Genomic DNA, 23,059 nt, shown 5'->3' on the forward strand with positions numbered 1-23,059 from the left:
GCGCAGTTCCTCAGGGGTGGGGTGGGGAAGTCGTGGCATGAATTCATCGTGATCGGGCCGGCAGCCCGGCGCACGCGGTTTTCCCGTCGGTGACGCCGGGTCATCTCCGCGCGAGCAGTCGGAGCTGGACCAGGCCGAGCCAGGTCTCCGGGCCGGGCTGGACCCTCGCCGCGCGCACGGCGTACCGGCCGGGTTCCAGGGCCACCCGCACGTGCTCGGACCCCGACGGCTGTGACCCGGGCCAGGCCGCGTCGAACAGGAGGACCGTGCCCGGCACCTCCCACTGCACCTCCGGATCCCACTCCGCGCCGTCGACGGCCGGCGGGACGCTCGCCAGCAGCTCGTCCTCCGAGTCGCCGGCGCACCAGCGGACGAACATGCCGTGTTCGGGCAGATAGGCGGTCGAAGCGGGCTCGTCACCCAGGACCAGGGCGGTGCAGTCGCCGACCGGGAGGAGGCCGACGTGGCCGTCCACCTCGCAGGCCCGGTCGTAGTCCGAGGCCGTCTCCTCGCCGTCGGCGCCCGCCCAGAACGGCAGGACGGTCTCCGGTACCGCTATCAGCGGCCCGCCGCCCGACTCCACCCATTCCACTGCGCCCGGCTCCGCGTATCGCACCATGGCGCAAGAACCTACAGGGTCAACTCGCGGCAAAGGATCGGGGGTTCAGCAGCCGCAGTCACCGGTGTCCACGGGCGCCGTCGGCGAGTCCGCGGCCCGGCGCTCGCGGCCCCGCCAAGTCTCGAACGCCAGGCCCTCGCGCGCCCGAGATGTCGGAGAAGACCGGGGCGCCGGGCTCGATGACGCCGAGCGTGGTGTACTCATCGCCCCTCCCCCGGCGCCCCCTGGGCCGCTGACCTCAGGCGCCGCGCTGCCGCAGTGCCGACCCGGACCGGCCCTTGACGACCTCCAGCTGGGCGTGGATCCGCCGCCGCAGGTCGGGCACATGGCTGACGATGCCGACGCTGCGGTCGCGTTCGCGCAGGGAGTCGAGGACGTCGAGGACCTCGTCGAGGGTCTGGTCGTCGAGGCTGCCGAAGCCCTCGTCGATGAAGAGGGTGTCCAGCCGCACCCCGCCCGCCTCGTCCGTGACGACGTCCGCGAGGCCGAGAGCCAGGGCCAGCGAGGCGAAGAACGTCTCGCCGCCCGACAGGGTCGCCGTGTCGCGTTCGCGGCCGGTCCAGGCGTCCACGACGTGCAGTCCGAGCCCGCTGCGGCCCCGTCCGGTGCGGTCGTCCGAGTGGACGAGGGTGTAGCGGCCGGACGACATGCGGCGCAGCCGTACGGTCGCGGCGGCGGCGACCTGCTCCAGCCGGGCCGCGAGGACATACGACTCCAGGCGCATCCGGCGTTCGTTGTCCGCCGAGGTGCCCGCGGCCAGACCGGCCATCCGGGCGACACGGTCGTACTCCTCGCGCAGCGGCGCCAGCCGGCGCACGGAGGCGGTCGCCCGGGCGGACAGCCGGTCGAGTTCCGCACAGCGGCGGCGGGCGGCGTCGTGGGCGGAGGCGGCGTGGCGCAGCCGCCGGCCCGCCTCGTCGGCCGTCCGCTGCGCCGCGTCCAGGTCGGCCCGCGGCTCGCTGGCCGCGGCGGCCGTGTCGGCCTCGGTGAGGACGGCCCGGACGGCGGCCTCCTCGTGCTGCCAGGCGTCCAGGCGGTGTTGCAGCTCACGGTGGGCGGCGTTGCCGAGGAGGGCGGCGGCCGCGGCCTGCGGCGTCTCGAAGCCGGCACGGAAGGCGGCGTCGGCGAGCCGGGCGTCGGCGTCCTTGAGCCGCCGGGCGCCGTCCTCGGCGGCCCGGGCGGCGTCGGCGGCCTCCGTGAGCAGCGCGGTTCGCCGCTCCAGCTGTGCGGCCCGGGCGGCGACACTGTCCAGGGAGCCCCGTACCCGGTCCAGCTCCTCCTCCAGAGCGGCCCGTTCGCGGTCCAGCCGCTCCCGGTGGCCGACCCGGGACGCGGTGCGTACGGCGGCCTCCTGCCGGGCGGCGAGGCGCCGTTCGTGTTCGTGCCCGGCCTGTCGCAGGCGCTCCTGCGCGGCGTGCAGCTCGGCCGCGGCGCTGCGGGCCCGCGCGTACCGCTCCTCCAGCTCCTCGACCTCCTGGGCGAGTTGACCGGTGGGCGTGTCACCGGCCTCCGCGGTGGCGGCGGCCAGTGCCTCCCGTACGACCCCGAGGCGCCGCTCGTCCTCGGTGTGCTGTTCGGCGGCGCGCTGGTAGGCGGCGAGGGCGTGCTCCTCCGCCTCGCGGTCGACGTGTCCGGCGTCCTTGCGGGCGGGGGCGGGGTGTTCGGTGGCGCCGCAGACGGCGCAGGGTTCGCCGTCGGTGAGGTTCGCGGCCAGTTCGGCGGCGATGCCGTTCAGGCGCTGTTCCTTGAGGTCGAGCCAGTGCTGCTTGGCCCGTAGTGTCTCTTCCTGTGCGGTGCGGACCCGTTCGACCGCCTGGTCGGTGTCGTGGGCGTGCTGGTCGCGCAGGCGGGCCGCCCGCAGCCGCTGGCGCGCGGGCTCGCGCAGTACGGCGAGCTGCTCGGCGAGGGCGGCGTCCTTCTGGGCGGAGTCGACCCGCGTCTGGAGTGAGGTGCGCGTCTCCTCCCAGCCGGCGAGCCAGGCCTCCGCCTCCTGCAGGAGGTCGGCGTCGGCGTGCTCCTCGCGGTCCAGGCCGGCGCGCTCGTCGAGGAGTTCGGCCAGTCGCCGCTCGGCGCGGCGGGCCGAGTCGAGTCCGCCCAGTTCCTCGGCGGTCCGGCGGGCGGCGGAGGCGAGTCCGGCCGCACCCGCGTCGGCGAAGGCCTCCGGCAGCAGGGCACGCGCGCGTGCCTCGGCGGCGGCTGCCCGGCGGTGTTCGGCTTCGGAGGATTCGCGCAGGTCCAGGGCGGGGGCGACCGCTTCGGCCTTGCGGGCCCGCTCCATGAGCGCCTGCGCCTCCCGGTAGGCGGCGGCTCCCTGCTCCAGGCGCGCCGCTCGTTCCCGTGCCTGGACGAACCGCCGCTGGAGCCGGTCCAGTTCGCGGGCGTCGTCCAGGGCGCGGCCGGCGGCGGACTGCGCGGACTCGGCGGCGGTGAGCGTGCACGCGGCGACGGTGAGCTGCTCGCGGGCGGTGCTGCGGGCGACGGCGGCCGCGCTCAGGACGGCCTCGGCGAGCCCCGGTTCGCCCGGGCCGGATCCGGGCAGCTCCATGGCGTCGCCCGCGGCCTGCTGCATGCGGTGGGCGTCGGCCAGCAGCTCCGCGTCCCCGTCCCGCACCCGGGCCTCGGTGGCGCGGCGGCGCTCGGCCAGGCGCTTCTCGACGTCGGCGAAGCGGCGGGTGTCGAACAGGCGGCCCAGCAGCTTGCCGCGGGCCTCGGCGTCGGCGCGCAGGAACCGGGCGAAGTCGCCCTGCGGCAGAAGCACGACCTGGCAGAACTGCTCCCGGCTCATGCCGAGGAGCTGGGTGATCTCCTCACCGATCTCCTGGTGGGAGCGGCTGAGGTCCTTCCAGGCCCCCGCCGTCGCGTCGTACTCGCGCAGCCACGTCTGGGCCTTGTCCAGGGTCGTGCCGGTACCGCGCTTCTTGGGGCGCTCCCAGGGCGGCTGGCGGGTGACCTCCAGGCGCCGCCCGGCGACGGTGAGGTCGAGGGTGACCTCGGTGCGGGTCGTGGGGGTGGCGTGGTCGCTGCGCAGGGTCGTGCCCTGCCCGACGCCCTGCCGGGCGCCCGGCACCGAGCCGTAGAGGGCGTAGCAGACGGCGTCGAGGACGGATGTCTTGCCCGCGCCGGTGGGGCCGTGCAGCAGGAACAGCCCGGCGCTCGACAGATCGTCGAAGTCGACGGTCTGGGTGCCTCCGAAGGGCCCGAAGGCGGTGACCGTGAGCCGGTGGAGCCTCACCGGGCCACCTCCCGGACGGTCTCGTCGGCCCGTACCGCGTCGAACGCGGTTCGCAGCACGCCCTGTTCGCGCGCGTCGGGGCCGGCGCCGCGCACATGGGCGACGAAGTCCTCGGCGATCTCCTGGTCGCTGCGGCCGGCGAGACGCCGGGCGTACGACACCTCGGACTCGTCCTCGTCGCGGTCGGGGTCGAAGACGAGGCTGAGCGTGTGCGGAAAGCGAGCGGCGAGCCGGGCCATCGGGTCGGCCGGACGAACGGGATCGGTGAGGGTCGCCTCGACCCACGCCTCCTCGTGCCGGGTCAGTTCCGGGTCGGCGAGCAGGTCTTCCAGCGTGCCGCGGATCCGGGCCAGGGCGCGGGGCACCGGACAGTCGACGCGCTCGGCGTCGACGGAACCGTCCGCGGCCAGGTCGACGAGCCACATGCTCTTGCGGTGGGCGGCCTCGGAGAAGGAGTAGGGCAGTGGGGAGCCGGAGTAGCGGACGCGGTCGGTGAGGGTCTGGCAGCCGTGCAGATGGCCGAGCGCCACGTAGTCGACGCCGTCGAACACCCCGGCCGGTACCGCGGCGACGCCGCCGACGGTGATGTCCCGCTCGCTGTCGCTGGGTTCGCCGCCGGTGACGAAGGCGTGCGCGAGGACGACGGAGCGGGTGCCGGCCGGGCGGGCGGCGAGGTCGGCGCGGACCCGGTCCATCGCGGCGGCGAGCACGGCCTCGTGTCCGGCCTTCTCCACACCGAACTCGTCCTTCACCAGGGCCGGCTCGAGGTAGGGCAGCCCGTAGAAGGCGACCTCCCCGTCGGCGTCGGCCAGCACCACGGGGGTGCCTGCCGCCGACGGCTCGGTCCGCAGATGGATGCCGGCCCGCCCGATCAGCCCGGCGCCGACGCCCAGCCGACGGGCCGAGTCGTGGTTCCCGGAGATCATCACCGTGGGCACGCCGAGAGCGGCGAGGCGGTGCAGGGCGTCGTCGAACAGCTCGACCGCGGCGAGCGGCGGCACGGCGCGGTCGTACACGTCTCCCGACACGACCACCGCGTCCACGGACCGCTCCCGCACGGTCGTGACGAGGTGGCCGATGAACTCGGCCTGGGCGCCGAGCATGTTCACCCGGTGGAAGGCCCGGCCGAGATGCCAGTCGGAGGTGTGCAGCAGCCTCAAGACGCCGCCCCGGCCCGCATGTCTCCCCCTGCTGTCGCTCTCCACCGGCACGAGCCGGTCCCGCCCGCTGTCAGACCCACCACGCTAGCGCGTGTGGGTCCCTGGTCCACCACGAACCTCGGACTGCCACGCCCATCCGACGACAATTCAGGGGAAATGTCCCAACTGTGCTGTGAAGCAGACCATTCCGCGCGCTGCCGGGTAAGGCCATTGCGGGCGATAGCGAAAGGTCATTGCGCGCGATGCCGAAAAGCGATTGCCGGCGATGCCGAAAGCGGCGGACGCCGAGGGCCGGACCTGCGCCGGCCGCTGCCCCGTCGGCGACGGCAGGGCGGTTCGGGAGAGAACCGCCGTCAGGCGTCCCCGTACGCCTCCCCGCCCGGTTCGAAGCCGGCCGTCCCGGCGGTGGCGTCGGCGAGCCATGACCGGAAGGCGTCCACGTCGGCGTCCGGGAGGGCGATCCCGATCGTGACCGCCTCCCCGTAGCGCACGTCGCGGACTTCGCGCCCGGTGGAGCGCAGGTCGTTCTCCAGCTTGCCGGCCCGCTGGTGGTCGACGGTGACCGTGGCCAGCCGGAACCGGCGGCGGGTGCGGGTGCCTATGGTGTCCAGGGCCTCGCCGACCGCTCCGCCGTACGCGCGGATGAGCCCGCCGGCGCCGAGCTTGGCCCCGCCGAAGTAGCGGGTGACGACGGCGACGACGTACCTCATGTCGCGGCGCAGCAGCATCTGGAGCATGGGGACGCCGGCGGTGCCGCCCGGCTCGCCGTCGTCGCTCGCCTTCTGGACGGAGGCGTCGGCGCCGATCACATAGGCCCAGCAGTTGTGGGAGGCGTCGGCGTGCTCCTTGCGGACCATGGCGATGAAGGCTTGCGCCTCCTGCTCGGTGGCGGCCGGGGCGAGGGCGCACAGGAAGCGGGAGCGGTTGACCTCGGTCTCGTGCACGCCGGCACCGGCGACCGTGCGGTATTCGTCCTGCATCCGGCCAGCCTAGTCGTGTGGCCGCAGGCCGCCCGGCGGGGTGGCCGGCCGGAGCCGCCGGGACGTCCGCTACGAGTGGGCCACGACCTCGCCGGCCGTGACCTGGGGCGGGTTGGGCAGCAGCTCGGCGAGCCGGTCCCGTACGAAGCCACCCGCCCTCTGCGTCGACTCCTCGGCGCCGGCCCGGTCCTGGAAGACACCGGCCGACACCATCACGCCGCCGCCGGCGTCGATCCAGTAGTAGGCCACGAACCCCGGGACCTGACGGAGGAGCGGCAGAAACTCCTCGTTCACCCGGCGTCCCGCCTCGGCCGGGTCGGTCACCCCTTCGTACCGCCGCATCACCGCATGCACGACTGTTCTCCTCCTGGGTCGGCACGGCCGTTCCTCGCGGACGGCGTACCCGTCACGGCACGTGCGCGCAGCGCGGACCCGGCGCAATCACTGGAACGGACGCATGCCGGCGCGGGGGCCCGGGCTACTTCTTCGTGCCCCGGGGCACGGTCACGGACGTGAGCAGTGCGGTGTCGGGAGCGAGGGCCCGCCAGGCGGTGCCGCGCCAGGCCAGCACGGCGATCGCCGAGGTGGGGAACTTCGTACTGACCTGCTCCAGGGTGTCGTCGAGGCCGTCACCGGCGAGGGCCAGGACCAGTTCCTCCAGCCCGGGGTTGTGCCCGATCAGCAGCAGCGTCTCCACCTCGGCCGGCACCTCGTGGACGACGGCCAGCAGGCCGGCCGGGCCCGCGGCGTACAGCCGCCGGTCGTGGCGGACCGGCGGGGGTGTGCCCCACTGGGCGGCGGCCAGGTCCCAGGTCCCGCGGGCGCGGACGGCGGTGGAGCACAGCGCCAGGTCCGGCAGGAGGTCGGCGTCGGCCAGTGCCCGCCCGGCCGCGGGGGCGTCCCGGCGGCCCCGCGGGCCGAGGGGGCGTTCGTGGTCGGCGACGTCCACGGGCCAGGCGGACTTGGCGTGCCGCAGCACGACCAGGCGGCGCAGCGGCCCTGCTCCGGCGCGTTCGATCATGACGGGGCTCCCAGTTCGCGGGTGAGCTCGAGGCCGAGGAGCCGGTCGGCGTAGGCGTACGTCTCGAACCGGGCGCCGTCGGCCAGGTCCGGCTCGGTCTCGACGTGACGCAGGACGTCCAGCACGCCGGGGACGTCCAGGTCGTCCTCCCAGGCGTCGCGCAGCCGCCGCCGCACGGCGTCGGGGACCGGCCGTGAGGGCTGCCGTGCCCAGCGGGCGACCGCACCGCGCCAGCGGGCGAGGGTGGCGTGGGCGTCGTCGAGCCCGGCCGCGTCCAGCCGGACCGGGACGCTGTGGTGACGGGTGATCAGGGCGAGGCGCAGGGCGGCCGGGTCGTAGTGGCCGGGGGGATCCGGCTCCACGGACGCGACGGCGATCCGCACCCCGTCGGGCGCCTGTCCGCCCCTGGCGGCGACATGGACGACCTGGGCCTCGCCCAGACCGGCGCCGACGTCGGGGCTGTCCTCGAAGGGGCGGATGCCGAGCGCCCCGGCGCCGGCGCGCAGCTCCGCCTGTCGGCGGCCGCCGGTCAGCAGCGCCCACACCGGTGTCCCGCCGAGCTCCAGGGTCCTGACGAGCAGGTCTCCGACGAGCAGCACCCGCAGGTTCGTCGTGTCGGAACCGGACGCGTGCACCGCGACACGGGTCAGGCCCCGGCGGGCCGGGGCGGCGTCGACCGGCTCGCCGGTCCGGGCGTCGATGATGCGCAGCACGAGGCGAGCGTAGGCGGGTGGGCGGCCACACGCAGGCAGGTTCGGTGTTTTCCGGCCACCGTGGCGTAATCGTCCCAGCCCTGGAGTGCCGGGCCTCTCCTCTCAGGCCAGCGTGCCCAGGAACCGCACATGGGGCCGGCCCTCGGGCCCTTCGCGGCTGACGGCGGCCCGCACCCGGTACACCTCGGCGATGAGCTCCGCCGTGAGGACGTCCTCCGGGGCGCCTTCCGCCACGACCCGCCCCGCGCACAGCACGACGATCCGGTCGCAGTACGTCGCCGCGAGGTTGAGGTCGTGCAGGGCGACGACGGTCGTGACCGGCAGGCCCGTGACCAGGGTGAGCAGGTCGAGCTGGTGGTGGATGTCGAGGTGGTTGGTGGGCTCGTCGAGGAGGAGCTCGCGGGGTTCCTGGGCGAGCGCGCGGGCGATCTGCACCCGCTGGCGTTCACCGCCCGAGAGGGTGCGCCAGGGCCGGCCGGAACGTTCGTCGAGGCCGGTGCGTTTCAGGGCGGCACGCACCGCCCGCTCGTCGTCGGCGGCGGCGGGCGTCCAGGCGCGGCGGTGCGGGACGCGGCCGAGCCGCACCACGTCCTCGACCGTCAGCTCGACCTGGGTGTCCGACTGCTGCTCGACGACGGCGAGGCGGCGCGCGACCGTACGGCGGGGCAGATCCCCCAGCGGTGTGCCGTCGAGGGTGACGACTCCGCAGGTCGGTGTGAGCAGCCCGGCCAGCAGCCGCAGCAGGGTGGATTTGCCGGAGCCGTTGGGGCCGAGGACGCCGACCGTGGAGCCGGTCTCCGGCGCGAGGGCGACGCCGTCCAGGATGAGATGCCCGTCGGCACGGCGGCTGACCCGGTCGGCCCTCAGCCCCGCTCCCGCCGGGGAGTCCGCGCGGCTCACCGTGCCCGCCGCGCAGCTCACCGTGCCTTCCACGCCGCTCACCGTGCCCTCCTCGTCCGGTACAGCACCGCCACGAACGCCGGCACCCCGATCAGTGACGTCACGACCCCCACCGGAACCTCCTGCGGTTCGAGGACCGTCCGGGCGAGGGTGTCCACCCACACCAGGAACACCGCTCCCGCGAGGGCGGTGACCGGCAGCAGCCGCGCGTGTCCCGGGCCGGTCAGGGCCCGGGCGGCGTGCGGCAGGACCAGTCCCACGAAGCCGATCGCACCGGCCGAGCTGACCAGCGCGGCCGTGAGCAGGGCCGTGACGCACAGCAGCACCAGCCGGGTGCGGGCGACGGACACCCCGAGCGCGGCCGCCGCGTCCTGCCCGAAGGCGAAGGCGTCGAGGGTGCGGGCGTAGGACAGGCACACCACCAGCGCCACGGCCAGCACGGCCAGGCACAGCCACACGTCGGTCCAGCCGACGCCGCCGAGTGATCCGAGGAGCCAGAACAGCACGCCGCGGGTCGTCTCGGCGTCGGCGGAGGTCATCACGACGAACGAGGTGAGGGCCGAGAAGAGCTGCATGGCGGCGACACCCGCGAGGACGACCCGGTCGGTGGTGCCGCCGAGGGTGTGGCTGAGCAGCAGCACCAGCGCGAACGACAGCAGGGCGCCGAGGAACGCGCCCGCGGACACCGAGAGGGCACCGCCGCCCGCGCCGAGCACGACCACGAGGACCGCTCCGGTGGAGGCGCCCGAGGACACCCCGAGCACGAAGGGGTCGGCGAGCGGGTTGCGCAGCAGCGACTGCATCACCGCCCCGCAGACGGCGAGACCGGCTCCGCACACGGCCGCGAGCAGGGTGCGGGGCAGCCGCAGCTGCCAGACGATCCCGTCCCGGATCGGCGTCAGCTCCGGGTTGCCGAGGCCGAGGCGGGCCGCCACGACGGACCACACGTCGGCGACCCGGATGTCGGCGGGACCGATGGTGATGGCCACGGCGAGGGAGGCGACGAGCGCGATCGCCCCGGTCGCGCCCAGAGCGAGCCCGTTCCCCCGCCGGGGCCGAGTCCCGGCACCCGGCACACTCCCGGCGGTCACTTCACCAGCCCGAACCGGCGCAGCCCGGCGGCCACCCTCTCCACGCCCTCGACGGTGCGGATGGTCGGGTTCATGGCCTGTCCGCTGAGCAGCACGTACCGCTTGTGCCGGACGGCGTCCATGTTCCTGGTGACCGGGTTGGACTCCAGGAAGGCGATCTTCCGCGCGGCGGACTCGGCGGTCTGGGACCTGCGGGTCAGATCGCCGATGACGAGGACGTCGGGGTCGCGGTCGGCGACCGTCTCCCAGTTGATCTGCGGCCACTCCTCGTGCGTGTCGTCGAAGACGTTCTTCGCGCCGAGGGCGCGGGTGATGATGCCGGGCGCTCCGCAACAGCCCGCCATGTAGGGAGACTCGGAGTTCGCGAACCAGTAGAGGAGGGTGACGTCGGAGGCGTCGGCGCCGGCAGTGGCCTTCTTCATGCGCTGCCGGAGGGAGGCCACGAGCGTGTCGCCGCGTTCCTCCACCCCGAACATGGTCGCGAGGTCCCGGACCTCGCCGTAGACGGTGTCGATGCCCAGGGCCTTGTCGCGTGCGCCGTCGCCGCCGCCCGAGTTGTCCTTGCCGGCACAGTCGGACGGGGAGACGTAGGTGGGCACGCCGAGCTTCTCGAACTGCTCGCGGGTGGCGACGCCGCCCTTGCCGAGGGTGGAGACGAAGGACGCGGCGACGAAGTCGGGTTCGGTGTCCAGGACCCGTTCGAAGGACGGGGTGTTGTCGGCGATGCGCGGCACCTTGGCTTCGGCCTTCCCCAGCCCCTTCATCACGGGGTCGGTCCAGGTGGCCGTGCCCGCGAGGCGGTCGGCCAGGCCGAGGGAGAGCAGGATCTCGGTGGTGCCCTGGTTGAGGGACACGGCGTGTCGCGGCGGGGCCGCGACACGGACCTCGTGCCCGCAGTTGGTGAGGGTGACGGCAGGCTTGGCGTCGGTGGACGCGGTGCCGCCGCAGCCGGTCAGGAGCAGGGAGCCGGCCGTGAGCAGGACGGCGGCACGGGCGGGTCGGGCGAGGGGCACGGAGAACCAGTCCTCAGGCGTCGAGGGCCCATTCGCGGAGCCCGGTCGTACGGTGCTCCCCCGCCGCACGCGGCCGCGGGGGCCGCCAGCAGGTCTTCGGACTCGGGTTCATCCGGATCGGGACGCCTTCCCGGACGTCCGCGAGGGAGTCCAGTGGCCGAGGCCCCGCCCGTCCCCCTCACCGCTGCGCGTCAGTTCCGGATTCACACCGGATTCCCTGACCCACGTACATGGGTTCGACTGGCCTCGGCAAGCTATCACGGAGGTCGCGGGGAATCACCGCGCGTCCCGCGTCGTTGCCCGGAGAGCAGCTCGTCCACGACTCTCGAGGAGGCCGCCGTGTACGGCGACGAGGCAACGGTCCGCAGGATCCTCACCGAGCTGGGCGACACCTGGGCCGTGGTGGGCCTGTCGTCGAACCGGCAGCGTGCGGCGTACGGTGTGGCCGCCGTGCTCCAGCGCTTCGGCAAGCGTGTCGTGCCGGTGCATCCGAAGGCGGAGACGGTGCACGGGGAGAAGGGGTACGCGAGCCTGGCGGACGTCCCCTTCGACGTGGACGTCGTCGACGTGTTCGTGAACAGCCACCTCGCCGGAGCCGTCGCGGACGAGGCGGTCACCAAGGGCGCGAAGGGCGTCTGGTTCCAGCTGGGTGTCATCGACGAGGCGGCGTACGACCGGACCCGCGCGGCGGGCCTGGAGATGGTGATGGACCGCTGCCCGGCGATCGAGATCCCACGGCTGTCTCATCACCGCGTACAGGAATCCTGAAGCGTTCCTGATCGTGTCCTTCGTGACCGGCGTGGTCTGCTTCCTGCCGTTCCCGAGCTGGCAGAAGCTGGTCGGCTTCATCACCTTGGCGAGTGTGCTGATGTACGCGGGCGCCCCGCTGGCCTACGGCGTCTTCGCGGACCGGTTGCCGCACCGGGCGCGCCCTACCGCCTGCCCGGCGGGAAGGTCCTCTCGCCGCTGTCGTTCGTGGTGGCCGACCTCATCATCCACCGGTCCACCTGGGACACCCTGTGGCGGCTCGGCGTGGCCATCGTCCTGGGCTACGTCCTGCTCGGCGGCTACGCCTGGTACGCCACCCGCAAGGGTCTGCCCGACGCGCCGCGGCTCGAGGGCGGTCTACCACTGGGCGCGGGCCTCGGCCTCCCCGGCCGGGGAGATCGAGCGGAGCATCGAGGAGGTGCCCGTCGAGGAGGTGCCCGTCCCCTGAGGCCGGCCTCCATAATGTGCGCATGCCCCGCCCCGTTCCGCCGGCCAACTCCGGTGCCACACAACGTTTTCCGGTCGTCGTCGTGGGCGCCGGCCCCGCGGGCCTGACCGTCGGCAACATCCTGCGGGCCGCGTCCGTGCACTGCCTGGTGCTGGAGACGGAGACCCGCGATGTCATCGAACAGCGGCCGCGGGCCGGGGTCATCGAGGAATGGGCCGTACGCGGCCTGGAGAAGCGGGGCCTCGCCCGCAACCTGCTGGACCGCGCGGAGCTGCACACCGCGTGCGAGTTCCGCTTCGGCGGGGAGCGCTTCCGGTTCCCCTATGGCCGGCTGACGGGCAGCCACCACTTCGTCTACCCGCAGCCGTTGCTGGTGACGGACCTGGTGCGCGAGTACGCCGACGTCCGGGGCGGGCACATCCGCTTCGGGGTCCGTGACGTGCGGATCCACGACCTCGACACCGACCGGCCACGGGTTTCGTACACCTGCCCCGAGACGGGTGAACGCCAGGAAGTGCACTGCGATTTCGTCGCCGGCTGTGACGGGGCGCGCGGGGTGAGCCGGGCGTCACTCCCGCCCGAGCGGGCCCGGATCGCGCGCCACGACTACGGCATCGGCTGGCTGGCTCTGCTCGCCGAGGCGCCGCCGTCCGCCGACTGCGTGCTGTTCGGCTGCCACGCGCGCGGCTTCGCCGGCCAGATGCCCCGCAGCCCGGAGGTGACCCGCTACTACCTCCAGTGCCCGCCGGGCGACGCTCCGGAGAACTGGCCGCACGAGCGTGTCTGGTCGGAGCTCCGGCAGCGGCTCGGGGCGGCCGGTGCGCCGCCGCTGACCGAGGGGCGGCTGATCGAGAAGCGCGTCCTGGAGATGCACGACTACGTGGTCGAGCCGATGGTGCACGGCCGGCTCCTGCTCGCCGGCGACGCGGCCCATCTGGTCGCCCCCATCGCCGCCAAGGGCATGAACCTCGCCCTGCACGACGCCTTCCTGCTCGGTGACGCCCTGGTCGCGCGGCTGACCAGCGGGGACGGCAGCGGCCTCGACGGCTATGCGGAGGCGTGCCTGCGGCGGGTGTGGGATTACCAGGAGTTCTCGCAGTGGCTGTCCGAGGTGTACCACGGCACGGCGGCGGGCGACCCGTTCCGCGCGGGCACCACCGTCGCCCGGCTGCGCCGGCTGTTCACCTCGCCCGCGGCGGCGGCCGCCTTCGCCGAGCAGTATCTGGGGACGGCCGCGCGGTACTGACTCAGTCGTGCGGGGGGCGGTCCCGGAGGCGGTGGTCGGCCACGTTCAGCGCCTCGTCGACGAGCCGGCGCAGATGACCGTCGCGCAGGGCGTAGATCACCCGGCGGCCCTCCTTGCGGGTGCTCACCAGGCCCGCGAGACGCAGTCGCGCCAGGTGCTGGCTGACGGCCGGCCGGGCAGCCCCGCACGCCTCGGTGAGGGTCGTGACGTCGGCCTCTCCCCCGGTCAGCGCGTGCAGCAGGGCGAGCCGGGTGCGGTCGCCCAGCAGGGAGAGGAGCTCCGCGGCGAGGGCGAACTGTTCCTCGCCGGGGCTGCGCGGATGCGCATCATGCGCAGATGAGAGGTGCATGCGTGCGCTCATACGCACATAATGGCGCCCCGGGACGGGTACGTCCACTCTCGCGCGCACCGAAAGGGGATCCACGTGAGCGACCGGCACGAGCACTCCCACTCTCAAGGCCACACCCATGTGCACGACCACGGGCACGGCCACGGGCGCCCGCGCGGCCTGCGCCACCGGATGGCCCACCTCCTCGCCCCGCACTCCCACGAGACGGCCGACAAGGTCGACTCCGCCTTGGAGTCCTCGGCCCGCGGGATGCGGGCGCTCTGGGTCTCGCTCGCCGTCCTCGGTGTGACGGCGCTGGCCCAGGCGGTCGTGGTGGCCGTCTCCGGGTCGGTGGCGCTGCTCGGTGACACGGTGCACAACACCGCGGACGCGCTGACCGCCGTCCCGCTCGGGATCGCGTTCGTGCTGGGCCGGCGCGCGGCCACGCGCCGTTTCACCTATGGCTACGGCCGGGCCGAGGACCTGGCCGGTCTGGTGATCGTCCTGACGATCGCGGCGTCCGCGGCCTTCGCCGGCTGGACGGCTGTGGACCGGCTGCTGGATCCACGCCCGGTCGCGCACGTGCCGGTGGTCGCCGTGGCCGCCCTCGTCGGCTTCGCGGGCAACGAGTGGGTGGCCCGCTACCGCATCCGCGTCGGCCGTTCCATCGGCTCGGCCGCGCTGGTCGCCGACGGGCTGCACGCCCGGACCGACGGCTTCACCTCGCTGGCCGTATTGCTGGGCGCCGGAGGCTCCGCCCTCGGATGGCAACTGGCGGACCCGATCGTCGGGCTCCTGATCACCGCGGCGATCGTACTGGTCCTGCGGGACGCGGCCCGGGAGGTGTTCCGCCGGGTACTCGACGCCGTCGACCCGGTGCTGGTCGACCGGGCCGAGCGGGCCCTGACCGAGGTGCCCGGGGTGCGCGGGGTGGGTGAGCTGCGGCTGCGCTGGATCGGCCACCGGCTGCGCGCCGAGGTGGCGGTCGTGGTGGACGGTGACGCGACGGTGCGCGAAGCCCACCGCATCACCGTGGACGCCGAGCACGCGCTGCTGCACGCGGTACCGCGCCTGACCGCGGCCCTGGTGCACGCGGATCCGGAACCGGCACCGGGCGAGAGCGACCCCCATCTCCCCCTGGCCCACCACGTCGCGGCGTAGCTCAGGAGATCCCGAGCCCCTCCAGCACCTCGGCATGCGGCAGTTCCGCGAACGCCTTGCCCGGCACCAGCAGCTTGCCGCGCCGCCGGCCACTGCCGACGAGCACGTACGGCAGGTCGACGACGGCCGCGTCCACCAGGACGGGCCAGTCGTCCGGCAGCCCGAGCGGGGTGATGCCGCCGTACTCCATGCCGGTCTCGCCGGTGGCCGTGTCCATCGGGGCGAAGGAGGCCTTGCGGGCACCGAGCTGCCGGCGCACCACGCCGTTGACGTCGACGCGGGTGGTGGACAGCACGACGCACGCGGCGAGCGTGGACTCGCCGCCCCGCTTGCCCGCGACGACCACGCAGTTCGCCGACCGCTCCAACAGGTCCCGCCCGTAGTGCTCCACGAAGGTGGCGGTGTCGGCCCACTCCGGGTCGGTGTCGACGTAGACGATCTGCTCGGCCGGGACGCTGCCCCGCCAGTGGCGTACGGCGTCGGCGACCGGGGCGGTGAGTTCGGCGAGGCAGGCGGGGGCCGGCCGGGCGTTGTCGAAGTGTCCGATGGGTGCGCGCATGGCCGCACGCTAACAACAGCGCACCGGCGGCGGGCCGGGAGTGTCAGGTCACGGGCGGCACCGAGACGGCCATGACCATCTCCATGGGCTCGTCGCCGGTGTTGCCGTAGGTGTGCGGGACGTTGGCCTCGAAGTGGACGCTGGAGCCCGCGGGCACCCGGTGCTCGACGCCGTCCACGGTGAGGGTCAGTTCGCCCGCCGTGACGTGCAGCAGTTCGGTCGTGCCGGCGGGGTGGGGGTCCGACGGGCTGCTCTCGCCGGGCATGAGCCGCCAGTCCCACATCTCCAGCGGGCCGGGCGCCTCGGTGCCCGCGAGGAGCCGGTTGTAGCTGCCGGCGTCGGTGTGCCAGAGCCGCACGGCCTGGTCGGCCGGGATGATCCGCACGTTCGGGCCCTGCTCGTAGTCGAGCAGGGTCGTGATGCTGACGCCGAGTGCGTCGCCGATCTTGACGACGGTTCCGAGGCTGGGGTTGGTGCGGGCCTGCTCGATCTGGATGAGCATGCCGCGGCTGACGCCCGCCCGGGCGGCGAGCACGTCCAGGGTGAAGCCGCGCACCGCGCGCCAGTGCTTGACGCTCCGCGCCAGGGACTGGGTCAGCAGGTCGAGGTCCGACACGTTCCGTCCAATATTGTGTATGACACAGTGCAGCCGACTGCACTATGGTGTGGTTGACCTGATCGTGCACTGAACTGTACTGCGAGGTATCCGCCCCATGACAGCGCTCTTCGCCCTGGCCACCAGCCTGTTGTGGGGACTGGCCGATTTCGGCGGCGGTCTGCTGACCCGGCGCACACCGGCGCTCACGGTGGTCGTGGTCTCGCAGTCGCCGGACGTCGCCGCGAACGGCACGTACTCGATCGCCGCGCAGCACGGCCCGGTGACGGTCGCCGCCGTGCTGGCCTCCCTGTACCCGGTGGTGACGGCCGTGGCCGCGCGGGGGGTCCTGCGCGAACGGCTGCGGGCGGTGCAGGCCGCCGGGGCGGGGCTGGCCCTGGTGGGGACGGTGCTGCTGGCGTCGGGCTGAACGGACCGTTCAGGAACCGGGCTCCAGCTCCGCGAGTCCGGCCGCCGCCTCCTCGTCCAGGTCCGACAGCGCGCGAAGCTGCTCGGGGGTGACGCCGTCCGGTATCGGCACCGGCGCCGGGGTGCGCAGCGGTGGCTGCCAGCCGTCGGCGGGGGTCCAGCGCCGTACGACGCGGGCCGGTGCGCCCGCCACCACGGCGTGGTCGGGCACCGCGCCCCGCACGACCGCGCCCGCGGCCACCACCACGTTCCGCCCGATCCGGGCGCCCGGCAGGATCACCGCTCCGGTGCCGATCCAGCAGCCGGGCCCGATCTCCACCGGCTCCATCCGCGGCCACTGCTTGCCGATCGGCTGGTGCGGGTCGTCGTAGGAGTGGTTCGTGGACGTGACGTAGACGTACGGTCCGAAGTAGCAGTCGCTGCCGATGGTGACCGTCGTGTCGGCGATGACGTGACTGCCGCGGCCCAGAACGACGCCGTCGCCGATGCGCAGGATCGGGTCCGGGCCGAGGTCGAGGTCGGGCATCAGGCCCGCGGTGAGGGTGACCTGCTCGCCGATGATGCAGTAGGAGCCGAGGTGGATCCAGGGCTCGCCGAAGACCGTGCCGAGCGGGAAGGCGAGTCTGGTACCTGTTCCCATCGTGCCGAACCGGTAGCGGCCGGGGTGTTCGGCGGTGACCGAGCCCGTGCGCTGCACCCAGGACCAGCCCGCGTGGACGGCGCGCTGCGTGAGGCCCCGCCGCCAGGATGAGAACGTGTTCTTGCGCTTCGGCACGAGCTCACCGTACTCAGCGGTAGCTCCGCCCGCGGCGTTGGATGCCTGTGATCTTCGCCCCACCGGGTGGCGTACGGTTTGCGCGTTGTCTACGACGCTGGGAGGCGGACATGGGTCAGCGCGCGATGATCACGGGGATCGGCGGCAGGGAGCCGGAGATCGACGAGACGGCGTTCGTGGCGCCGACGGCGTCCGTGATCGGAGGCGTGACCCTGGGCGCCGGGGCGAGCGTCTGGTACGGAGCCGTGGTGCGCGGCGACGTCGAGGCGATCTCCGTCGGGGCGAGCAGCAACGTCCAGGACAACTGCACGCTCCACGCCGACCCGGGGTTTCCCGTGAGCGTCGGTGAGCGGGTGAGCATCGGACACAACGCGGTGGTGCACGGGGCGACGGTCGAGGACGACTGTCTGATCGGGATGGGTGCGACGGTCCTGAACGGCGCGGTGATCGGGGCCGGGTCGCTCGTCGCCGCGCAGGCGCTGGTGCCGCAGGGCATGGTCGTGCCGCCCGGTTCGCTGGTGGCGGGGGTGCCCGCGAAGGTCCGGCGGGAGCTGTCGGAGGAGGAGCGGCAGGGTGTCACCCTCAACGGCACGATGTACGCCGAGCTGGCCAAGGCGCACCGCGAGGTGCACGCGTAGGAGGAAAGCCCCCTCTACTCCGCGGCGGGCACCGGCTGGGCCTGCTTCGCCTTGCGCTTGAGCAGCAGCATGGACGTGAGGCCCACCAGGACCGCCGCGACGAGGCCGAGCCACGAGAAGCGCTTCAGCCAGGACTCCGCGACGATGCCGACGTAGTAGATGACCGCCGTCGTGCCGCCGGCCCAGAGGATGCCGCCGAGGACGTTGGCGATGGCGAACTTCCAGTACGGCATGCGGAGCACCCCGGCGAGGGGCCCGGCGAAGATGCGGAGCAGGGCGACGAAGCGGCCGAAGAAGACGGCCCACATGCCCCACTTCTCGAAGGAGCGCTCGGCGGTGGCGATGTGGCCCTCGCTGAAGTGCTTGGGGAACTTGTTGCCCAGCCAGGCCAGCAGGGGCCGCCCGCCCTTGCGGCCGATGGCATAGCCGATCGAGTCGCCGATGATCGCACCGGCCGTGGCGCTGGCGCCGAGGACGACGGGGTCGATCTCGCCGTGCTGGGACGCGAGCAGCGCCGAGGACACGAGGATGATCTCGCCCGGCAGCGGGATGCCCAGACTCTCCAGGCCGATGACCAGCCCCACCAGTGCGTAGACGGCGACCGCGGGTACGGTTTCGAGCCACTCCTGGACGTGCAACGCCGGTTCCTTTCCCTGAGCTTCCTGCGTGCCCCGGGAAGCCTACCGGCTGTCAGGACGTCCCTCGCGGCTCAGGCGTTCCAGCTCCACTCGGCGACTTCGGGCAGGTCGGTGCCGTGCTCACGGATCCACGCGTGGTGCCGGGTGCGGGCGTCGGCCATCCGCTGGCGTACGGCCGTGGCGCGCACCGCGAGGCCGGGGACGCGGTCGATGACGTCCATGACCAGGCGGTAGCGGTCGAGGTCGTTGCGGACGACCATGTCGAACGGCGTGGTCGTGGTGCCGGCCTCCTTGTAGCCGCGCACGTGCAGGTGAGGGTGGCCGGTGCGGCGGTAGGCGAGGCGGTGGATCAGCCACGGATAGCCGTGGTAGGCGAAGATCACCGGCTTGTCGGTGGTGAACAGGCCGTCGTACTCGAAGTCGCTCATGCCGTGCGGGTGCTCCCCCTGGGGCAGTAGCCGGGCGAGGTCGACGACGTTGACGACCCGGACGGACAGCTCGGGCAGGTACCGGCGGAGCAGGTGCGCCGCGGCCAGCGTCTCCTGGGTCGGGACGTCACCGGCGCAGGCCAGCACGACGTCGGGCTCGGTGCCGTCCTCGGTGCCCGCCCACTCCCAGATGCCGGCGCCGCGGGCGCAGTGGACCCGGGCCTCCTCGATCGACAGCCAGTCGAAGCAGGGCTGCTTGCCCGCCACGATCACGTTGACGTAGTCGCGGCTGCGCAAGGCGTGGTCGGCCACCGACAGCAGGGTGTTGGCGTCCGGCGGCAGGTAGACCCGGACGACCTCGGGGCTCTTGTTGAGGACGTGGTCGACGAAGCCGGGGTCCTGGTGGGAGAAGCCGTTGTGGTCCTGCCGCCACACATGGGAGGTCAGCAGGTAGTTGAGGGAGGCGATGGGGGCGCGCCACGGCAGTCGCCGGGAGGTGCGCAGCCATTTGATGTGCTGGTTGACCATCGAGTCGACGATGTGCACGAACGCCTCGTAGCAGGAGAACAGCCCATGCCGGCCGGTGAGCAGATAGCCCTCCAGCCAGCCCTGGCAGAGGTGCTCGGAGAGGATCTCCATCACCCGGCCGTGCCGGTCCAGGTGCTCGTCGACGTCGAGGGTCTCGGCCTGCCAGGCCTTGCCGCTGGCGTCGAAGACGGCCTGGAGCCGGTTGGAGGCGGTCTCGTCCGGTCCGACCAGGCGGAAGTCACGGCGGTCGGCGGTGTCCCGCATGATCTGGGCGAGGAGGTCGCCGAGGACGCGCGTGGGCTCGTGCAGGGTGGTGCCCGGCTTGTCGACGGGCACGGCGAAGTCGTCCAGGGACGGGATCGGCAGATCGCGGACGAGCAGCCCGCCGTTGGCGTACGGGGTGGCGCCGAGCCGCCTGTCGCCCTCGGGGACGCAGGCGAGGACGTCCGCGACCGGCCGGCCCTCGGCGTCGAAGAGCTCCTCGGGGCGATAGGAGCGCAGCCAGGCCTCCAGTTGCCGCAGGTGGTCCGGGTTGTCACGGACACCGGCCAGCGGCACCTGGTGGGAACGCCAGGTCCCCTCGACCGGCTCGCCGTCGACCTCGGCCGGGCCGGTCCAGCCCTTCGGGGTGCGCAGCACGATCACCGGCCAGTGCGGGCGCTGTGTCACGCCGTCATCGCGGGCGGCGCGCTGGGCCTCGGCGATGCGGTCCAGCGCGGTGTCCATCGCCTGGGCCATCGCGCGGTGGACGGTGGCCGGATCGTCGCCGGTGACGTGGATCGGCTCGTGGCCGTAGCCGCGCAGGAGCGCGTCGAGCTCGGCCTGCGGGAGGCGGGACAGCACGGTCGGGTTGGCGATCTTGTAGCCGTTGAGGTGCAGGATCGGCAGGACGGCACCGTCATGGACGGGGTCGAGGAACTTGTTGGCGTGCCAGGAACCGGCCAGCGGGCCGGTCTCCGCCTCGCCGTCGCCGATCACGCAGGCGACCAGCAGGCCCGGGTGGTCGAGGGCGGCGCCGTAGGCGTGGGCGAGGGAGTAGCCGAGTTCGCCGCCCTCGTGGATCGAGCCGGGCACCTCCGGGGCGACGTGGCTGGGCACGCCGCCGGGGAAGGAGAACTGCCGCATCAGCAGTTCCATGCCCTGCGCGTCCCGGGAGGCGTCCGGGTACTTCTCGCTGTAGCTGCCCTCCAGCCACGAGTTGGCGAGGACCGACGGGCCGCCGTGGCCCGGGCCCCAGATGCACAGGGCGTCCAGATCGCGCGCTTTGATCACGCGGTTGAGGTGGGTGTGGACGAGGTTCAGCCCGGGTGAGGTGCCCCAGTGACCCAGCAGCCGCGGCTTGATGTGCTCGGGCCGCAACGGCTCGGTGAGCAGGGGGTTGGCCAGCAGGTAGATCTGCCCGGCCGCCAGGTAGTTGGCGGCCCGCCAGTGGGCGTCCAGCGTGCGCAGTTCCTCGTCGGTCGGTGCGGTACGGCTGTCGGTCCTGCTGTCCTGGCGTGGGGACTCGGGCATGAGTGACTCCCTGGGTTCTGCGGGCGGCCTCAGGAGGAGTACCAGTCTGTTCCGGTTCGATGCCAGGCGCCTCTCGGCCATGCCGGTCGCACCGCCGGGTGCCGGCCGCGGAGCACGTGCGGTCTGCCCCTCGACGGCGCCCCCGCAGGCGGACAGGGCGACGTCCCGGGGTCCGGGTGGCCCGGGCGGCCTCGTCGACGCCGTGGGCCCGTCGCGTGGTGCAGACGTCGGCCCCGCGGGCGGGGCGATCGCCCCGCCGAGCAGACGCGGGGCGGACCGCCGGGCGATGCGGGGCACGGTGTCGGCCATGGACGCACCAGGCGCCAGGGGCCGCTGACGCTCCGTCCGTCACCACGGGAGGGGCGGGTGAACGTCTGGCCCCCGCGGTCGCCCGGGCGGGCGGCCCCGGTTCGGTCTACGGCAGGGCGGCGGAGTGGAGTGCCGTCACGGCGTCGGCCACCGTGTCGGTCGCGGGACCGAGGACGTCGGAGCCGGGCCGCGTACCGGCCTCGGCGGTCACGGGTTCGGCCTCCTCGCAGCAGTCCACGGGCGCGAACCGCGTCTCGTACCGCTCCTGGGGCGGTTCCCCGGAATCGCCGCGCGGTGGTTCGGGCCGCTGCCCCGGCGGGGCCTCGCCGTACGGCCGCTGCCCCGGCTCCTCGCGGTTCTCGCGGCTCTCGAGCGGAGTGTCCTCGGCCCGCTTCCGCCGGGACTCCCCCGGGCCCCTGGGGGCATCCGGCGGTTCCACCGTCCAGCGTTGCGCCGTGGAGCCGTCGCGAGCGGTGACGACCACGTCCCGGCCCTCGCCGGGGGCGACGGCCAGTCCCCTGCCGCCACGCGGCAGGAGTTCGCCGCGCACGGTCAGGTCGTAGCGGACGACTCCGGCGTGCACCAGGCACCCTGCCAGGACGACCGAGCCCCCGGCGGGGTCGGAACCGACGCACAGGGTCGGGTCGGCGCCGCTGCGCAGGACGCCGTCCTCCTGGTACGACCACTGCTGGGACCCGCCCTCGGAGCAGGTGGTCAGCACGATGCGGGCATCGGCCCGGGCCCTGCCGCCCCGGACGTCGAGGCACAGGCCGTCGTCGATGTTGCGCAGGCGCCCCCGGGCCACTTCGACGGAGCCGCCGGCGGAGGCGGCCGACGGGGCAGCGGCGGACGAGGACTCCTCGGACGATGCCGCCGTGGGGTCCGGGCCCACGGCAGCGGAGCCCGCGCCGTCCGGGTCGATGGAGTGGCCACTGACCGCCCCCCAGGTCACCTGAGGGCCGGGGGTGCCGCTCTCCTCCGTCCAGCCGCGGGCCGTGAGCAGGGTCGCCAACAGCACGAGGGAGGTCACCCCGACCGCGGCGGCCAGTGCCTTGGTGTACCTCCTCGGCGCCCCGGGCCGGCCGGTCGTCGCCGGTTCGGCCCGGGACCGGAGGCGGTGCCGTCCGCCGGCGGGCAGCGCGCACCGGCCCTCGTCGCGGCCCGGCCGTGACGCGAGGTAGCGGCGGGCGCCCCAGCCGAGCACCGTCTCCACGAGCAGGTCTTCCAGACCGCTTTCGAAGTGGCTGAGTTGTTCGGCGGCGTGACGGCAGTAGCGGCATGCCATGAGATGCCGCTGCACATCCGGCAGCAGGGCCCCGCCACGGCGCATGGGAACGTCCAGCAGGCGGTTGTAGTAGCGGCATTCCTGCGTCGGTGCGAGTTCCCGGTGCGCCCGTACGCATCCCGACCGGAATTCCTCGCGCGCCTGCAGCAGGGCGGCCGAAGCGGTAGCGACGTCGACTCCCAGCAGACCGGCCGGTACGGATATGAGCTCGGCCTCGACCTCGGTGTGCCACAGCAGGCATTGGGAAGCACCCGGAAGGCCGCGGAAAGCGCGCTCCGCGAGGCGTCGCCTTTCGGATGTACCGGAGCGGGCGGCGCGCAGGCCGCGGGCGCCGACGGTTTTGCGGAGTTCCGGCAGAACTCCGGAAAGGCCGTCGTCCGCGGCCCACTCCCCGACCGTCTCCCGGACCGCCCTGAGCAGCCGCGGACGCAGGGCGCCACCGCCCGGCCGGGCCAGCTCCTCACGGAAGGCGGCGGCTGCCACCATCGCCGCGGAATCCTCCGAGGACGCCAGGCAGATCACGGCGTATTCGTAGACCGAGCGCCAGTGGCGCGCCAGCAACAGCGCGACGGCGCGCGGCGCTTCGGCGGGTTCACCGACCCGGGCGAGAAGATTGCGGTCGGACTCCGCGGCCCCTGCCCCGGCTCCGGGGCGTGGCGGGTACGGCGGGCGTGGGGGGTTGG

Annotated in this window: 21 protein-coding genes, 2 pseudogenes and 1 riboswitch; of the genes and pseudogenes, 6 read left to right on the forward strand and 17 right to left on the reverse strand. The window is 73.7% G+C overall.

The features are described 5' to 3' along the window. Positions 1-100: 100 nt before the first annotated feature. The 10 genes from C1J00_RS15230 to C1J00_RS15275 form a co-directional block, all read right to left on the reverse strand. The gene (locus C1J00_RS15230; protein ID WP_102909616.1) at positions 101-619 is read right to left on the reverse strand and encodes an immunity 21 family protein; all 519 of its coding nucleotides are present in this window, start codon (positions 617-619) and stop codon (positions 101-103) included. Positions 620-857: 238 nt separating this feature from the next. After that, the gene (locus C1J00_RS15235) at positions 858-3,851 is read right to left on the reverse strand and encodes an AAA family ATPase (protein ID WP_102909617.1); all 2,994 of its coding nucleotides are present in this window, start codon (positions 3,849-3,851) and stop codon (positions 858-860) included. Beyond that, positions 3,848-5,011: an exonuclease SbcCD subunit D gene (locus tag C1J00_RS15240; protein ID WP_102909618.1), complete on the reverse strand. Its 1,164-nt coding sequence runs from the start codon at positions 5,009-5,011 to the stop codon at positions 3,848-3,850. The genes C1J00_RS15235 and C1J00_RS15240 overlap by 4 nt, the downstream gene beginning before the upstream one ends. Positions 5,012-5,364: 353 nt before the next feature. Then, positions 5,365-5,991 carry a YigZ family protein gene (locus C1J00_RS15245; RefSeq protein ID WP_102909619.1) on the reverse strand — a complete coding sequence of 209 codons (627 nt, stop codon included), beginning with the start codon at positions 5,989-5,991 and terminating at the stop codon, positions 5,365-5,367. A gap of 69 nt (positions 5,992-6,060) precedes the next feature. Next, complete coding sequence (locus C1J00_RS15250; protein ID WP_102909620.1) at positions 6,061-6,345, reverse strand: hypothetical protein; 285 nt, start codon at positions 6,343-6,345, stop codon at positions 6,061-6,063. A 124-nt stretch (positions 6,346-6,469) separates the two neighbouring features. Next, the gene (locus tag C1J00_RS15255) at positions 6,470-7,012 is read right to left on the reverse strand and encodes a SixA phosphatase family protein (protein WP_102909621.1); all 543 of its coding nucleotides are present in this window, start codon (positions 7,010-7,012) and stop codon (positions 6,470-6,472) included. Then, positions 7,009-7,725 (reverse strand): hypothetical protein, encoded by a 717-nt coding sequence (locus C1J00_RS15260; RefSeq protein WP_245936353.1) that lies wholly within the window; start codon positions 7,723-7,725, stop codon positions 7,009-7,011. Before C1J00_RS15260 ends, C1J00_RS15255 begins: the two co-directional genes overlap by 4 nt. A 102-nt stretch (positions 7,726-7,827) precedes the next feature. After that, complete coding sequence (locus C1J00_RS15265; protein WP_439333403.1) at positions 7,828-8,646, reverse strand: ABC transporter ATP-binding protein; 819 nt, start codon at positions 8,644-8,646, stop codon at positions 7,828-7,830. Between the two features lie 17 nt (positions 8,647-8,663). Next, positions 8,664-9,716, reverse strand: a complete 1,053-nt coding sequence (locus tag C1J00_RS15270; protein WP_102909623.1) for a FecCD family ABC transporter permease — start codon at positions 9,714-9,716, stop codon at positions 8,664-8,666. After that, positions 9,713-10,729, reverse strand: coding sequence for an ABC transporter substrate-binding protein (locus C1J00_RS15275; RefSeq protein WP_102909624.1), 1,017 nt, complete (start codon positions 10,727-10,729; stop codon positions 9,713-9,715). Before C1J00_RS15275 ends, C1J00_RS15270 begins: the two co-directional genes overlap by 4 nt. A 70-nt stretch (positions 10,730-10,799) precedes the next feature. Continuing rightward, positions 10,800-10,989: riboswitch (cobalamin riboswitch) on the reverse strand. A 79-nt stretch (positions 10,990-11,068) separates the two neighbouring features. On the opposite strand from C1J00_RS15275, the gene C1J00_RS15280 reads away from it, so the two are divergent. The 3 genes and pseudogenes from C1J00_RS15280 (at position 11,069) to C1J00_RS15290 (ending at position 13,191) form a co-directional block, all read left to right on the forward strand. After that, a complete protein-coding gene (locus C1J00_RS15280; protein ID WP_102909625.1) occupies positions 11,069-11,497 on the forward strand; it encodes a CoA-binding protein in 429 nt (142 codons plus the stop codon). A gap of 7 nt (positions 11,498-11,504) precedes the next feature. Continuing rightward, positions 11,505-11,945 (forward strand): annotated as a pseudogene (locus C1J00_RS46755) (APC family permease); the annotation flags it as partial. Between the two features lie 22 nt (positions 11,946-11,967). Next, the gene (locus tag C1J00_RS15290) at positions 11,968-13,191 is read left to right on the forward strand and encodes a 4-hydroxybenzoate 3-monooxygenase (RefSeq protein WP_102909626.1); all 1,224 of its coding nucleotides are present in this window, start codon (positions 11,968-11,970) and stop codon (positions 13,189-13,191) included. 1 nt (position 13,192) lies between these two features. On the opposite strand, the gene C1J00_RS15295 is transcribed toward C1J00_RS15290, so the two are convergent. Next, positions 13,193-13,552, reverse strand: a complete 360-nt coding sequence (locus C1J00_RS15295) for an ArsR/SmtB family transcription factor (protein WP_180989562.1) — start codon at positions 13,550-13,552, stop codon at positions 13,193-13,195. A gap of 63 nt (positions 13,553-13,615) precedes the next feature. Here C1J00_RS15295 and C1J00_RS15300 point away from each other — a divergent pair, with 63 nt between their 5' ends. After that, a complete protein-coding gene (locus C1J00_RS15300; protein WP_102909628.1) occupies positions 13,616-14,680 on the forward strand; it encodes a cation diffusion facilitator family transporter in 1,065 nt (354 codons plus the stop codon). Between the two features lies 1 nt (position 14,681). Here C1J00_RS15300 and C1J00_RS15305 read toward each other — a convergent pair whose 3' ends face one another. Both C1J00_RS15305 and C1J00_RS15310 read right to left on the reverse strand, forming a co-directional pair. Next, entirely contained in the window at positions 14,682-15,239 is a 558-nt protein-coding gene (locus C1J00_RS15305) for a YbaK/EbsC family protein (RefSeq protein ID WP_102909629.1), read from the reverse strand. Between the two features lie 43 nt (positions 15,240-15,282). Next, positions 15,283-15,855, reverse strand: coding sequence for an XRE family transcriptional regulator (locus tag C1J00_RS15310; RefSeq protein ID WP_102909630.1), 573 nt, complete (start codon positions 15,853-15,855; stop codon positions 15,283-15,285). A gap of 169 nt (positions 15,856-16,024) precedes the next feature. Between C1J00_RS15310 and C1J00_RS15315 the strand changes: the two are divergent. Next, positions 16,025-16,264, forward strand: a pseudogene (locus C1J00_RS15315) (DMT family transporter); the annotation flags it as partial. Positions 16,265-16,273: 9 nt separating this feature from the next. Here C1J00_RS15315 and C1J00_RS15320 read toward each other — a convergent pair. Then, the gene (locus tag C1J00_RS15320) at positions 16,274-17,038 is read right to left on the reverse strand and encodes an acyltransferase (protein WP_102909631.1); all 765 of its coding nucleotides are present in this window, start codon (positions 17,036-17,038) and stop codon (positions 16,274-16,276) included. A 110-nt stretch (positions 17,039-17,148) separates the two neighbouring features. Between C1J00_RS15320 and C1J00_RS15325 the strand changes: the two genes are divergently transcribed. Beyond that, positions 17,149-17,676 carry a gamma carbonic anhydrase family protein gene (locus C1J00_RS15325; RefSeq protein WP_102909632.1) on the forward strand — a complete coding sequence of 176 codons (528 nt, stop codon included), beginning with the start codon at positions 17,149-17,151 and terminating at the stop codon, positions 17,674-17,676. Between the two features lie 14 nt (positions 17,677-17,690). Here C1J00_RS15325 and C1J00_RS15330 read toward each other — a convergent pair whose 3' ends face one another. The 3 genes from C1J00_RS15330 to C1J00_RS15340 all read right to left on the reverse strand — a co-directional run bounded on the left by C1J00_RS15330 (position 17,691) and on the right by C1J00_RS15340 (position 22,937). After that, positions 17,691-18,314, reverse strand: coding sequence for a DedA family protein (locus C1J00_RS15330; protein WP_102909633.1), 624 nt, complete (start codon positions 18,312-18,314; stop codon positions 17,691-17,693). A gap of 71 nt (positions 18,315-18,385) precedes the next feature. After that, on the reverse strand, positions 18,386-20,782 hold the full coding sequence (locus tag C1J00_RS15335) for a phosphoketolase family protein (RefSeq protein ID WP_102909634.1): 2,397 nt from the start codon (positions 20,780-20,782) through the stop codon (positions 18,386-18,388). Between the two features lie 415 nt (positions 20,783-21,197). After that, positions 21,198-22,937, reverse strand: coding sequence for an RICIN domain-containing protein (locus tag C1J00_RS15340; protein ID WP_102909635.1), 1,740 nt, complete (start codon positions 22,935-22,937; stop codon positions 21,198-21,200). Positions 22,938-23,059 lie beyond the last annotated feature (122 nt).

The sequence above is a fragment of the Streptomyces cahuitamycinicus genome, from assembly GCF_002891435.1.
Lineage (GTDB): Bacteria > Actinomycetota > Actinomycetes > Streptomycetales > Streptomycetaceae > Streptomyces > Streptomyces cahuitamycinicus.

Excerpts from the sequence above, each read along its gene's own strand:
- C1J00_RS15245 (WP_102909619.1), bottom strand. The coding sequence starts at position 5,991 with ATGCAGGACGAATACCGCACGGTCGCCGGTGCCGGCGTGCACGAGACC.
- C1J00_RS15230 (WP_102909616.1), bottom strand. The coding sequence starts at position 619 with ATGGTGCGATACGCGGAGCCGGGCGCAGTGGAATGGGTGGAGTCGGGC.
- C1J00_RS15325 (WP_102909632.1), top strand. The coding sequence starts at position 17,149 with ATGGGTCAGCGCGCGATGATCACGGGGATCGGCGGCAGGGAGCCGGAG.
- C1J00_RS15305 (WP_102909629.1), bottom strand. The coding sequence starts at position 15,239 with ATGCGCGCACCCATCGGACACTTCGACAACGCCCGGCCGGCCCCCGCC.
- C1J00_RS15295 (WP_180989562.1), bottom strand. The coding sequence starts at position 13,552 with ATGAGCGCACGCATGCACCTCTCATCTGCGCATGATGCGCATCCGCGC.
- C1J00_RS15255 (WP_102909621.1), bottom strand. The coding sequence starts at position 7,012 with ATGATCGAACGCGCCGGAGCAGGGCCGCTGCGCCGCCTGGTCGTGCTG.
- C1J00_RS15290 (WP_102909626.1), top strand. The coding sequence starts at position 11,968 with ATGCCCCGCCCCGTTCCGCCGGCCAACTCCGGTGCCACACAACGTTTT.
- C1J00_RS15335 (WP_102909634.1), bottom strand. The coding sequence starts at position 20,782 with ATGCCCGAGTCCCCACGCCAGGACAGCAGGACCGACAGCCGTACCGCA.